This window comes from Rathayibacter sp. SW19 (assembly GCF_030866825.1).
GTDB lineage: Bacteria > Actinomycetota > Actinomycetes > Actinomycetales > Microbacteriaceae > Rathayibacter_A > Rathayibacter_A soli.
The window spans coordinates 2,171,180-2,184,039 of sequence record NZ_CP133020.1; the positions used below are offsets into that span (position 1 = coordinate 2,171,180).

Here is a 12,860-nt window from a genome sequence, read left to right on the forward strand (position 1 = left end):
CCCGACTCCCAGCCATTCACCGCCCTGACACACTTCCCCGGTGCCAGGTCGGAATGGATGGGGATCAGGAATCAGGGGCAAGGACTCCGGCCGAGTATGGCGATTCGCGACCTGCACACCCCCGTACTGCTCGAACGCTGCATCGAACTGCTCGCACCTGCGCTCCAGGGCGATCGCGCCGTGCTCGTGGATGCGACGCTCGGCATGGGCGGGCATACCGAAGCACTCCTTACCCGGTTTCCGCACCTGACGGTGGTCGGTCTCGACCGCGACGCCGAGGCCCTCGATTTGGCCGGCCAGCGCCTCGCCGCCTTCGGCGGCCGGTTGCGGCTCGTGCACACGGTCTTCGACGGCATCGACGATGCTCTGGCCGGGTTGGGCATCGCGCACGTGCAGGGGGTGCTGTTCGACCTCGGCGTGTCCTCACTGCAGCTGGATCGCGTCGAGCGCGGGTTCTCCTACTCGAAGGATGCACCGCTGGACATGCGGATGGACTCCACCGGCGAGTTGACCGCCGAGATCATCCTCGCGGAGTACTCCGAGGCGGACCTGCGGCGCATCTTCCACCAATACGGCGAGGAGAAGCTGGCCGCCCGTTACGCGCGGCGCATCGTGCAGCTAAGGCAGAGTGAACCGTTCGTGCATTCAGCACAGCTCGTCGATGTGATCGCTGCGGCGACACCGGCCGCGGTGCAGCGTGCGGGGCATCCGGCCAAGAGGGTCTTCCAGGCGTTGCGCATCGAAGTCAACCAGGAGTTGGGCTCCCTCGAGCGAGCGCTTCCGCGCGCAGTGGACGCGTTGGCGCTGCACGGTCGCATCGTCGTGATGGCCTATCAGTCATTGGAAGACCGGATCGTCAAGCAGTTCTTGCACGCGCGCTCGTCATCGAGCGCACCGCTCGGCCTACCGGTCGAGTTGCCAGAACACCAACCGGAATTGCGTTTGCTCGTGCGTGGGGCCGAGCTCGCAAACGACAGTGAAAAGGCGGCGAATCCGCGGGCGACGCCCGTGCGTCTGCGCGCAGCCGAACGAGTACGGGGGAACTCATGAATGCAACGGCCCAGATCGAGCCGCTCCAGCCGGCGCAGCCGAGCCGCTGGGGAGGTCGCGCTACGCCGCAGGAGCGGTCGACTCATCTGGCAGCGGTCTCAAGTCGGGCACGGCGTCGGGCAAAACCGCGACTGTTCTACGCAAGCGTTACCGTCGCAACGGTACTGGCAATCGTGGTCACCCAACTCCTGCTCAGCATCGGTGTCTCGCAGGGTGCGTATCAGATCGGCGGCTTGAACAGCGCAAACGCAGCTCTTCAACGCAGTCTTCAGGCGGCATCCGAAGCGGTTGACACGCTGTCATCTCCGCAGAACCTTGCCGCGAACGCCAACGCGTTGGGCATGGTCAGCAACGGAACCCCGGTGTATTTGCGACTTTCGGATGGCGCCGTTCTCGGGTCGCCCGCCCCCGCGTCAGCGGCGGCGGGCGCAGTGACCGGCCCATCCGGCAATCTCGTGCCGAACGCGCTCCTGGCTGGCGTGCCCCTGGCAGGACAACCCATTACCGGACATGGTCCCGCGGCGGCAACCTCTGGATCTGCTGCGAAGACTGCAGCCACACCGGCGGCGAATGCGACGCCTACGCCTAGCGGCCCCGTAGCGTTGAATGGTGCGTTGCCTTCACCGACGACGCACTGACTTTCAATCGGAAGGTGCTGCGCTGTGACAACGACCGTGAAATCGACAAGGCGTCGGGCGGCCGTTGCCATCGTTACAATTCTGGCGCTTGTTGCTGTTCTCGTGGTGAAACTGGTGGACATCCAAGTCGTGCATGCGGACTCGCTCGACGCGCAAGCCGCCGTCAGCCGCGGTAACACGGTGCCGATCTATGGCGCCAGAGGAGCCATCGTGGCGGCGGACGGCACGGCGTTGGCTGACAGCGTGCTGCGTTACGACTTCGCGGCGGCGCCGAATGTCGCGGGGACTTTCCCGCAAACGGATGCGTCGGGCAAGACCACAAAGGTCACGCGCGCACAGGCGGCCGCCGAGATCGGCAAGGTCACCGGGCAAACCGCAGCGCAGATCCTGGCGATCATCGCGGACGCGCTCAAGGCCAACCCGAATTCGCAGTACGCGCTGATCGCCAAAAACCTGGACGTGCCCGCATACGAAAAGCTGCAGGCGCTGAACATTCCCTGGCTGTACGCGCAATCGCACCCGGCCCGGGTCTACCCGAACGGTGCGGTCGCAGGCAACATCATCGGTTTCGTCGGATCGGAGGGGCAAGCGCAGGCAGGTCTCGAACTTAGCGAGAACTCCTGTCTTGCGGGGCACAACGGTCAGGAGACGTATCAGCACAGCGAAGACGGTGTTACTTTGCCGGGGTCGACCATCGTGACCAAGAAGGCCAAGCCGGGAGGCACGCTGATCACGACGCTCGACCCTGATCTGAGTTGGTTCTCCGGCCAGCAGCTGGCGCAAACGGTCCCGGCTCTCGGTGCGCAATTCGGCATGGTCACGGTGACGGACATCAAGGGAAATATCAAGGCGGCTGCGCAATATCCCGCCGTCGACCCGAACAATGTGGGGGCGACAGACCCGAACTACCGGGGATCCTTGATGTTCAGTACGCCGTTCGAGCCGGGATCAACGTTCAAATCGCTGACGGCAGCGGCGCTGATCGACACAGGCAAGGCGACGCCGACCAGCGAGGTGCTTGCGCCGTATCAATTTATGTCCGGCAACGGAGCAGACCTGCACGACGCCGGGTACCATGCGCCTGAGCGGCTCACCTTGACCGGTGTGCTGATGGAGTCCTCCAACACCGGGATGTCGATCCTCGGCTCCAAACTCGATGATCAGACCCGCTACGACTATCTGAAGAAATTCGGCATCGGCTCGAACACGGCCGTCAAGGTTCCTGGCCAGTCCAGCGGAATTCTGCCGCCGGTTTCACAGTGGGACGACCAGACCAAGTACGCGACGATGTTCGGGCAAGGTGTCTCAGCGACGCAGGCTCAGATGGTCAGCGCGTATCAGACCCTTGCCAACGGGGGGGTGCGTATGCCGTTGACGCTCGTCGAAGGCTGCAAACAGGCGGACGGCACCATCACAGACAAACCGTCGACGAAGGGCACACGCGTCGTATCCGCGGCGACGGCGAACACCGTACTTGACATGCTTGAATCCGTTGTTACAACGGGCGAGGTCTCCAAGCAGCTGCAGATCCCCGGTTACCGGGTTGCCGCGAAGACCGGAACAGCGCAGGAGCCGGACGGTAACGGCGGCTACCAGCAGTACTATTACGTCTCCGTCATGGGCGTGGCACCGGTCGATAATCCGCAATACGTCGTTTCGGTCAATATCGGCTATCCGACTACGATTACATCGTCGGCTGCGGCCGCTCCGCTGTTCAAGACGATCATGAGTCAGGTGCTGAAAACGTACCGCGTCAAGCCGTCAACGACAGCACCGTCGAACCTCCCGCCCTACTACTGAAAGCGAGCCACGTGACCGTACCGGCGTTGGCCTCCCTTCGCCCTGAGCATCCCGTGGCTCGCTCGCTGTCGCAGTTGGTCGCCGAATTCGCGTTGGAGCATCGGGGGGCGATCGACCCCGTCGAGATCTCCGGCGTCAGCTTGAACTCGGCCACTGTCGAACCGGGCGATCTGTATGTCGGGGTCCCTGGCCGGCATGCACACGGTGCGCGATTCGCATCCGCCGCTGCCGAAAGCGGCGCTGTCGCCGTTCTCACAGACGAGGCCGGTGCGCAGCTCGCCGCAGAGGCAGGCCTGCCGATCGTGCTGACCGCAGACCCGCGCGCCGCGCTCGGCGATGTCGCCGCCTGGATCTACCGCACCGACGAGAACCCGGCGACCCTGTTCGCGGTGACCGGCACGAACGGCAAGACGAGCGTCGTCTACCTTCTGAGCGCCATCCTGCGACAGCTCGGTGTCGTCACAGGACTCAGTTCGACGGCGGAGCGGCGCATCGGCGACACCGCCGTTGTCAGCAGCCTGACGACGCCGGAGGCGAGCGAACTCCACGCTCTCCTCGCCCGGATGCATGAAGAGAACGTGCGGGCCGTCGCGATCGAAGTGTCCGCGCAGGCGCTGACCAGGCACAGGGTTGACGGGCTCACCTTCGACGTAGCTGGGTTCAGCAACCTCAGCCACGATCACCTCGACGACTACGCGGATCTGGATGAGTACTACCAGGCCAAGCTTGCGCTGTTCCAGCCCGATCGCTCCAAACGCGGTGTCGTCATCATCGACACGGCGTGGGGGGGACGGCTCGCGGAAGAATCACGCATTCCAATGACCACGCTCGCAACCGACGGAGTGTCTGCAGCCGACTGGCGCATGACGGTGCTCGCCGAGTCGATCTTCCAAACGACATTTCGGCTTGAGGGACCCGACGGAAGGTCACTGGTCACCAGCGTTCCGCTGCTCGGTTCGTTCATGGCGGCCAACGCGGCCCTGGCCATCGTGATGCTTGTCGAGTCAGGTTTCGATCTCGAGGCGATCGCCCACGTGCTGGAACGCGACGGCGGCATCGACGCGTACATTCCGGGCAGAGCAGAACGGATCTCGGGGGAGAACGGCCCCGTCGTCTTCATCGACTATGGGCACACCCCGGATGCCTTTCAGCGCACCCTCGACGCGTTGCGCGCGGTCGTCACCGGCCGCATCATCATGGTCTTCGGCGCAGACGGCGATCGAGACACCACCAAGCGGGCCGAGATGGGCGCGATTGCGGTGCGCGGCGCCGATGCGGTGGTGATCACTGACTTCCACCCCAGAAATGAAGATCCCGCTGCGATCCGAGCCGCCCTGCTGGCGGGGGCCCGGGAAGCGGTTCCTGATGCCGAATTGTACGAAGTCCCCGACCCGCGTGCCGGTTTCCGCGCGGCGCTGGCATTGGCTGGCGAGGGTGATGTTGTGCTCTACGCCGGTCCAGGGCACGAAGACTATCAGGAGGTCGCGGGTGTGCACATCCCGTATTCGGCGAGGGAAGATTCACGGCTGGCGCTGCGAGAAGCAGGGTGGTTGTAGATGATCGCCATGACTCTTGCAGAAATCGCCGGGGCTGTATCCGGTGAATTGCACGCAGGTGACAGCCCGGATTCGCGAGTCATCACGGGACTCTCGCACACCGATTCCCGTGAAGTGACCCCAGGCGATATCTTCTTCGCCAAGCCGGGCGAGGTGACAGACGGACACCTGTTCGCTCCCCAGGCGGTGCAGAACGGCGCTGTGCTCCTCGTCGTGGATCATCTGCTCGATCTCGACGTCGACCAGGTGCTCGTGGCAGACACCGTGCGGGCACTCGGCGCTCTCGCGACGGCCGTCATCGCACGCGCCCGGGCGGCAGGTTACCTGAAGATCATCGGCGTCACCGGCTCGAACGGCAAAACGACGACGAAGAACCTGCTGCGCAGCATCCTCACACCGATCGGATCGACTGTGGCCGCCCGCGAATCGTACAACAACGAGGTCGGCGCGCCCCTGACCATGCTCGAGGTCACCGAGCGGACTGAATACCTGGTCGCCGAAATGGGGGCCAGTGCCATCGGCGAGATCGCACGACTCGTGCGCATGGCAAAGCCCGATGTCGGAATCGTCCTCACGGTGGGCCTGGCCCACGCCGGTGAATTCGGAGGCATCGAGGCGACGCTGGCCGCCAAGACCGAGATGGTGAGTGATCTGGACGCGAGCGGCGTTGCCGTGCTCAATCGGGACGACGCACGTGTGGCCTCAATGGCGGACAAGACTGCTGCGAACGTCTTGTGGTTCGGGCTCGGCGCCGGTGCCGATGTCGCGGCGTACGACATCGTGGCCGACCGAACGGGCACCGCATTCACCCTGGTGTTCCCTGATGGCGCCCGGCGCCCGGTGCACTTCGGAGTGCTCGGAGAACATCACGTGACGAATGCGTTGGCCGCCGCGGCTGCGGCGCACGCCCTCGGCGTGCCGATCGACGATGTCGTCGCCGGATTGGAGCGTGTCACGCGCGCAGAGCGCTGGCGGATGGAGGTTCTCGGCGGTTCAGGCGGAGTCACGATTATCAACGATGCGTACAACGCGTCTCCCGACTCGATGGCCGCGGCCCTGCGCACACTTGCGCAGTTGGCGCAACCCGGAACGCGCACCGTCGCGGTGCTCGGCGAAATGACAGAGCTTGGAGAGCTTTCCGGAGAGGAACACGACCGCATCGGGCTGCTTGCGGTGCGATTGAACATCGATCAGCTGGTTGTCGTCGGCGCCGGCGCGCGCCGGATGCACATTTCAGCGATCCGCGAAGGCTCGTTCGACGGTGAGTCGACGTTTTCCGACACGCCGGAACACGCGTACGAACTGCTCGCAGAAACGTTGCGGCCAGGCGATCTCGTGCTCGTGAAATCGTCGAACGCTGCCGGCTTACGGTTTTTAGGCGATCGACTGGGAGAATTGTTCTCGTGAGAGCACTCCTGACCGCCGGCGCGATATCTCTGGCCTTCTCGCTCTTCCTGACCCCCCTGTTCATCAAACTGTTCCATCGTCTGCAGTGGGGCCAGTTCATCAGGGACGACGGGCCCAAGTCGCACCACGCCAAACGAGGCACCGCCACTATGGGCGGCATCATCATCATCGTTGCGACACTCGTCGGTTACTTCATCGCGGTGCTGACCAGTGGCGGGGACGGCTGGTCGGTCTCTGCGCTGCTCGTACTGTTCATGATGGTCGGTCTGGGCATCGTCGGATTCGTCGACGATTTTCTCAAAACCCGTCATCAGCGCAGCCTCGGTCTCGGTGGCTGGGCGAAGGTCGCCGGACAGGTGATCGTCGCAACGGTCTTCGCTATTCTGGCCGTCAACTTTCCCAACCAGCAGGGCTATACCCCCGCGTCAACAGACATCTCTGTGATCCGCAACGTACCGATCGATCTGATCGCCCTGGGCGGCATCCCCGCGATCGGATTTCTGCTTTACCTGCTCTGGATCAACTTCATCGCAACGGCGACCTCGAATGGCGTCAACGTGACCGATGGACTCGACGGACTCGCCAGCGGGGCATCGGTCCTCGCCATTGGTTCGTATATCATCATCGGCTTCTGGCAGTTCAACCAGTCCTGCTTCAGCGCGAAGACTCCTGCGGTCAATCTGTACAAGTGCTACACCGTCAGAGATCCGCTCGACTTGGCGATCGTCGCCACCGCCATCGTCGGGGCACTGGTCGGCTTTCTCTGGTGGAACACGTCGCCCGCGCAGATCTTCCTTGGCGATACGGGTTCGCTGGCGTTGGGCGGTGCTGTCGCTGCGCTTGCGATCCTCAGCCAAACAGAGCTCCTCCTTATCCTGGTCGGCGGCTTGTTCGTCATCGAAACCGGCTCGGTCATCGTCCAGCGCGCGTACTTCAAGTTGACCCACGGCAAACGGATCTTTCTCATGAGCCCGATCCATCATCATTTCGAACTCAAAGGCTGGGCTGAAATCACGGTCGTCGTGCGGTTCTGGATTATTGGAGGGATGTTGGTCGCTGCCGGCGTCGGCACGTTCTATCTTGAATGGCTGTCACAGTAGTGCCCTCTGAATCGCTGTCGTCTCGACTTGCGTCATTGACCAGCTGGCATAGCGACTGGTCCGGGCTTCGCGTGGCCGTTCTTGGACTCGGCGTGACCGGCTTCGCTGCAGCAGACACACTGGCCGAACTGGGCGCGGAGGTTCTGGTCGTTGCTGCGTCTGCCGACGATGAGCGCTCTCGGCTGCTGGCGGTGATCGGGGGGCAACTCGTGGTAGAGCCAGAACTCGCCGCCCCTCCGGCCCGATTGATCGAGTTCGGCCCCGAACTGCTTATTGTCTCACCCGGCTTCCATCCCGACCACGCGGTGTTGAAGTGGGCTACGGCGTCGTCGATCGAGGTATGGGGCGACATCGAACTCGCTTGGCGCCTGCGCGACAAGGTCGGCGTACCCGCCGAGTGGATCACAGTCACCGGCACAAACGGCAAGACAACGACCGTGCAGCTGACGGCGACCATGCTGGCTGCCTCAGGGCTGCGCGTGGCACCATGCGGGAACATCGGGGTGCCGGTTCTGGATGCCGTTCGCGACCCGAATGGATTCGATGTACTCGTTGTTGAACTTTCCAGCTATCAGTTGCACTGGGTCAATCGCAATCGTGGCGGACAGCTGTCACCGTTTTCCAGCGCATGCCTGAACATTGCCGACGATCACATCGACTGGCACGGCTCGGTCGAGGCATACACGGCCGCCAAAGGCGCCGTCTACGCGAACACACGCATCGCGTGCGTCTATAACAAGTCGGACGCCGCGACGGAACAGCTCGTGCGCGACGCGGAAGTGGTGGAGGGTGCGCGCGCGATCGGGTTCGGCCTCGGCATCCCGGGGCCGAGTGATTTCGGAATCGTCGACGGCATCCTGTGCGATCGGGCGTTCGTCGAGAACCGCGCCACGAGCGCCGTCGAACTCACAACACTCGATGCGTTGCGGTCGGTGGGGCTGGCTGCACCGCACATCGTCGCGAACATTCTGGCGGCATGCGCTCTAGCGCGCTCGTACGGGGTCGAACCCGCCATCATCCGTCTCGTGCTCGGCGAATTCCACCTCGATGCGCACCGCATCCAGGTCGTAGTCAGCGCGCATGGCGTCACCTGGGTAGACGACTCGAAGGCGACCAACCCGCACGCGGCGGCCGCATCGCTGCGCGCGTACCCGTCCGTCGTATGGATCGCAGGGGGGCTCCTGAAGGGCGTGGACATCGATGCGCTCGTCGCAGAGCACGTTTCTCGAATGCGCGCAGCCGTGCTGATCGGCGTCGATCGCTCTGCGCTGCGCGCGGCATTCCAACGACACGCGCCGGCCTTCCCGATCTTCGAGGTCGACCCCGACGAAACTGATGATGTGATGCAGACCGCAGTTGGTCTGGCGGCGCGGGTGGCCCGCGTGGGAGACACCGTTCTCCTTGCCCCAGCGGCCGCGTCGATGGATCAGTTCACCGACTATGCAGAACGCGGCAGACGTTTCGCCGGTGCTGTGCACGACTACTTGGGAGGTGAGGCGGATGACGACGAGTCCGCCTCGCGCGGCCCGGTCCGCTAGGCAACGCGCCGCTGTTCCGACTGCGCATCCCATCGATGAGCGCGGCGCAGGTACCATGACGTCGGCGCGGATTTCCCTCGGCCGAGTCTTTCAAGCAGAATCTGCAAACTACTTTCTGCTATTGGGCGTCACCCTGTTCATGGTCGCATTCGGTCTGATGATGGTGCTGTCTTCCTCCGCCGTCGTCTCTCACGTGGACGACAACAACTTTTTCGCCCGTTTCCTCAGTCAAGGGGTGTACGCAGCGATCGGGGTTCCGCTGATGCTGGTGGTCTCAAGGGTGCCAGCGCGCTTTTGGCAGAAGTGGGCGTGGTTGGGGCTCGGTGTCGCCTGTTTTCTGCAAGCACTTGTGGTGTTCACACCTCTTGGCGTGTTGATCAACCAGAACAAGAACTGGTTGAAAATCGGCCCCGTCGTCTTCCAGCCGTCGGAGGCCATCAAGATTGCGCTCGTGCTGTGGCTCGGCATGTTCCTGCTGAAGAAACGGGACAAGATCGGCCAGTGGCGGCACTCTGTGATTCCCGCCGCGCTGGTCAGCGGCGTCGCGATCGGCCTGGTCATGCTCGGCGGCGACCTCGGCACGACCGTAATCATGGCCATGATGGTGGTCGGCGCCTTGTTTTTCGCGGGTACGCCGATTCGCCACCTGATCATGTATGTGTTGGTCGCAGGCAGCGCCGCTGTCGTGATCGCGCTGTCCAGACCGAGCAGGGTGGACCGCATCCTTGCGTTCTTTCAGCCGCACAAGGCGGATCCGACCGACAGTGGCTATCAGATCCAGCAGGGCATGTTCGCGTTGGCGAACGGCGGGATCTTCGGCGTCGGGCTCGGCAATTCACGCTCGAAGTGGTCGTGGCTGCCCGCGTCCTCGACAGATTTTATTTTTGCCATCACGGGGGAGGAGCTCGGACTGATCGGAGCAATCCTGGTGCTCGCGCTGTTCGTGCTGCTGGCGTTCAGCTTCTGCCGTATCATCACGGCGGCGACGGATCCGTTCGCACGGGTGGTGACCGGCACGGTGCTGGTGTGGCTCCTCGGACAGGGGCTCGTGAACATCGCCGTCGTCCTCGGTCTTCTCCCCGTGCTCGGGGTGCCACTGCCGTTGATCTCGGCCGGTGGCACGGCCCTGATCAGCACGCTCTTCGCGATCGGCGTTGTGCTGTCGTTCGCCAGAAACCAGAAAGTGCGCCGATGACCCGCTATCTCTTGGCGGGCGGCGGCACCGCCGGCCACGTCAATCCGCTCCTGGCCGTCGCTGACCGCATCATGGAACGAGACCCTGAATCCGCGGTATTCGTGCTGGGCACGAAGGAGGGCCTCGAGGCTCGACTGGTCCCCGAGCGCGGTTATGAATTGTTGACGATTCCCAAACTGCCCTTCCCACGCCGCCCGAACGCCGCCGCGCTGCGGTTTCCGGGCCTGTGGCGTTCCACGGTGGCCGATGTCCGGCGGATGCTGACCGCGCACGCGATCGACATCGTCGTCGGCTTCGGCGGGTATGCGTCTGCGCCCGCCTACAGTGCAGCACGTCGCGACACCGTTCCGCTCGCGATTCACGAAGCCAACGCACGCCCGGGTCTCGCCAACCGTCTCGGTAGTCGATACACGCACTGCGTCGGCGTCGCCTTCGAAGGGACGAAGATCGCGCACGCCACGTTCGTCGGTATGCCGCTCCGACGCGAGATCGGGTCGCTCGATCGTGCTGCTGCACGGCCTGAGGCGCTGGAAACCTTCGGGCTCGTTGCGGGCCGGCCGACACTACTGGCGACCGGCGGGTCGCTCGGCGCCCGAAGCATCAACGCAGCCATGCTCGAATCGGCAGCGGCACTGGTCGATGCCGGCTACCAAGTGCTGCACGTACAAGGGGGCCGTCGCGAATTCACGGATCCAAGCATCGAGCACTATCACCTGATCGACTACTGCGACCGCATGGACCTCGCCCTCGCGGTCGCGGACCTCTGCGTCGGCCGGGCCGGTGCGGCAACGGTCAGCGAGTTGAGCGCCCTCGGGATTCCGGCCGTCTACGTGCCGTATCCGGTCGGCAACGGAGAGCAGCGCTTCAACGCCGCAGGAGTCGTCGCGGCGGGTGGTGCGCTGCTTGTCGACGATGCCGACTTCACGGCATCGTGGATTGCCGGCACCTTGATACCGTTGCTGCGCGAGCGACGCCGACTCGATGCCATGGCGCGCGCCGCCGCCGACACCGGAATTCGCGACGGATCAGACCGATTCATCGACCTGATCGCCGAGAAGCTGATGCCCAGCACGTTGTAAACGACGTCCGGCATACTGTGATGGACGTGTCCGATGTAACAGCAGAGGCGGCACAGCAGAGCTGACGCAGATGAGCCAGAGAGAAGTAGAAACCCCGTGATCGAACCCGACCTTTCCCTGTCCATACCCGATGAACTCGGAGCGATTCACTTCGTCGGAATCGGTGGATCGGGCATGAGCGGCATCGCACGCCTTTTTCTCGGCGCAGGGCACACGATCACCGGTTCCGATGTGCGCGAATCCGGCAACATCGACGCGCTGCGTGCACTGGGCGCTCGCATCACGATCGGGCACGATGCCGCGAATCTCGGCGACGCGGACACCGTGGTCGTCACCGGCGCCCTCTGGCAAGACAATCCGGAGTATCAGGGCGCACTGAAAATGGGCATTCCAGTCCTGCACCGAGCGCAAGCACTTGCCTGGCTCGTCAAAACGCACCGGCTGGTCGCGGTCGCAGGTGCGCACGGTAAGACCACCTCGACCGGCATGATCGTTACCGGCCTGCTCGGCCTTGGCGAAAGCCCGAGTTTTGTCAACGGAGGTGTGATCGAATCCCTCGGCATCAGCAGCCAGGCGGGGTCCGGTGACCTGTTCGTCGTCGAGGCCGACGAATCCGACGGCACCTTCCTGCTCTATGACACTGCCGTCGCTCTGGTTACGAACGTCGATCCGGACCATCTGGATCACTACGGATCGCTCGAGGCGTTCCGTGCGGCGTTCGTCGAGTTCGCGCAGAACGCCGGCGAACTCGTCGTCATCTCCTCCGACGATCCGGGAGCGCTCGGTGTGAGTGCTCGTCTTGACCACAAGCGAATTCTTACATTCGGCGAGGCAGCGGATGCCGATGTGCGCGTGCACTCGATCGTCACGGACGGTCCGGTAGCGTTCGTCATCAGCTACCAGGGCGTGGACTACCCGGCTACCTTGCGGATTCCCGGTCGGCACAATGCGATCAATGCCGCGGGCGCGTTCGCAGTTCTGGTCGGGCTCGGCCACGCCCCGGCGGCAACGTTGGCCGCGATCGCACCGTTCGGCGGGACGCAGCGTCGTTTCGAATTGCATGGCACGGTCGACGGCATCAGTGTCTATGACGACTATGCGCACCATCCGACCGAGGTCGCCGCGGCGCTGGCTGCAGCGCGCACCGTCGTCGGAGACGGCCGGATCATAGCCGTGCACCAGCCACATCTGTACAGCAGAACGCGCCTTTTCGCGAGTGAGTTCGCCCAGACGCTCGAGCAGTATGCCGACCAAACTGTCGTGCTCGGCGTGTACGGCGCTCGGGAGGACCCGGAGCCGGGTGTCACCGGCGCCCTGGTATCCGAGCGGTTCACCGATCCCAGCAAGGTTGCGTATATCCCGGATTGGCAGCAGGCGTCAGACTACACGGCGACAATCGCGCAGAGGGGTGACTTCGTCATCACCCTCGGTTGCGGGGACGTCTACCGGATCGTTCCGCAACTCCTCGAGTCGTTGCGGCAACGGCGAGACGGGTGA

At 63.8% G+C, this 12,860-nt stretch carries 10 protein-coding genes; all 10 read left to right on the top strand.

Translation table 11 applies throughout. The features are described 5' to 3' along the window. The first annotated feature begins 96 nt into the window (after nt 1-96). The 10 genes from rsmH to murC all read left to right on the top strand — a co-directional run bounded on the left by rsmH (nt 97) and on the right by murC (nt 12,860). Complete coding sequence (rsmH, locus tag QU604_RS09970) at nt 97-1,050, top strand: 16S rRNA (cytosine(1402)-N(4))-methyltransferase RsmH (protein WP_308468650.1); 954 nt, start codon at nt 97-99, stop codon at nt 1,048-1,050. Beyond that, complete coding sequence (locus QU604_RS09975; protein WP_308468651.1) at nt 1,047-1,688, top strand: cell division protein FtsL; 642 nt, start codon at nt 1,047-1,049, stop codon at nt 1,686-1,688. Before rsmH ends, QU604_RS09975 begins: the two co-directional genes overlap by 4 nt. 24 nt (nt 1,689-1,712) lie before the next feature. Continuing rightward, a complete protein-coding gene (locus QU604_RS09980; RefSeq protein WP_308468652.1) occupies nt 1,713-3,488 on the top strand; it encodes a peptidoglycan D,D-transpeptidase FtsI family protein in 1,776 nt (591 codons plus the stop codon). 11 nt (nt 3,489-3,499) lie between these two features. Then, entirely contained in the window at nt 3,500-5,044 is a 1,545-nt protein-coding gene (locus QU604_RS09985; protein WP_308468653.1) for a Mur ligase family protein, read from the top strand. Next, nucleotides 5,045-6,451, top strand: coding sequence for a UDP-N-acetylmuramoyl-tripeptide--D-alanyl-D-alanine ligase (locus tag QU604_RS09990; RefSeq protein ID WP_308468654.1), 1,407 nt, complete (start codon nt 5,045-5,047; stop codon nt 6,449-6,451). Then, nucleotides 6,448-7,551: a phospho-N-acetylmuramoyl-pentapeptide-transferase gene (gene mraY, locus QU604_RS09995; RefSeq protein ID WP_308468655.1), complete on the top strand. Its 1,104-nt coding sequence runs from the start codon at nt 6,448-6,450 to the stop codon at nt 7,549-7,551. The genes QU604_RS09990 and mraY overlap by 4 nt, the downstream gene beginning before the upstream one ends. Continuing rightward, complete coding sequence (gene murD / locus QU604_RS10000) at nt 7,536-9,089, top strand: UDP-N-acetylmuramoyl-L-alanine--D-glutamate ligase (protein WP_308468656.1); 1,554 nt, start codon at nt 7,536-7,538, stop codon at nt 9,087-9,089. The genes mraY and murD overlap by 16 nt, the downstream gene beginning before the upstream one ends. Further along, nucleotides 9,052-10,284, top strand: a complete 1,233-nt coding sequence (gene ftsW / locus QU604_RS10005; RefSeq protein WP_308468657.1) for a putative lipid II flippase FtsW — start codon at nt 9,052-9,054, stop codon at nt 10,282-10,284. Before murD ends, ftsW begins: the two co-directional genes overlap by 38 nt. Then, the gene (locus QU604_RS10010) at nt 10,281-11,363 is read left to right on the top strand and encodes a UDP-N-acetylglucosamine--N-acetylmuramyl-(pentapeptide) pyrophosphoryl-undecaprenol N-acetylglucosamine transferase (RefSeq protein ID WP_308468658.1); all 1,083 of its coding nucleotides are present in this window, start codon (nt 10,281-10,283) and stop codon (nt 11,361-11,363) included. The genes ftsW and QU604_RS10010 overlap by 4 nt, the downstream gene beginning before the upstream one ends. 96 nt (nt 11,364-11,459) lie before the next feature. Next, the gene (gene murC, locus QU604_RS10015) at nt 11,460-12,860 is read left to right on the top strand and encodes a UDP-N-acetylmuramate--L-alanine ligase (RefSeq protein ID WP_308468659.1); all 1,401 of its coding nucleotides are present in this window, start codon (nt 11,460-11,462) and stop codon (nt 12,858-12,860) included.

Coding starts and splice junctions, on each gene's coding strand:
- rsmH (WP_308468650.1), top strand. CDS start 97: ATGGCGATTCGCGACCTGCACACCCCCGTACTGCTCGAACGCTGCATC.
- QU604_RS09975 (WP_308468651.1), top strand. CDS start 1,047: ATGAATGCAACGGCCCAGATCGAGCCGCTCCAGCCGGCGCAGCCGAGC.
- QU604_RS09990 (WP_308468654.1), top strand. CDS start 5,045: ATGATCGCCATGACTCTTGCAGAAATCGCCGGGGCTGTATCCGGTGAA.
- murD (WP_308468656.1), top strand. CDS start 7,536: ATGGCTGTCACAGTAGTGCCCTCTGAATCGCTGTCGTCTCGACTTGCG.
- ftsW (WP_308468657.1), top strand. CDS start 9,052: ATGACGACGAGTCCGCCTCGCGCGGCCCGGTCCGCTAGGCAACGCGCC.
- QU604_RS10010 (WP_308468658.1), top strand. CDS start 10,281: ATGACCCGCTATCTCTTGGCGGGCGGCGGCACCGCCGGCCACGTCAAT.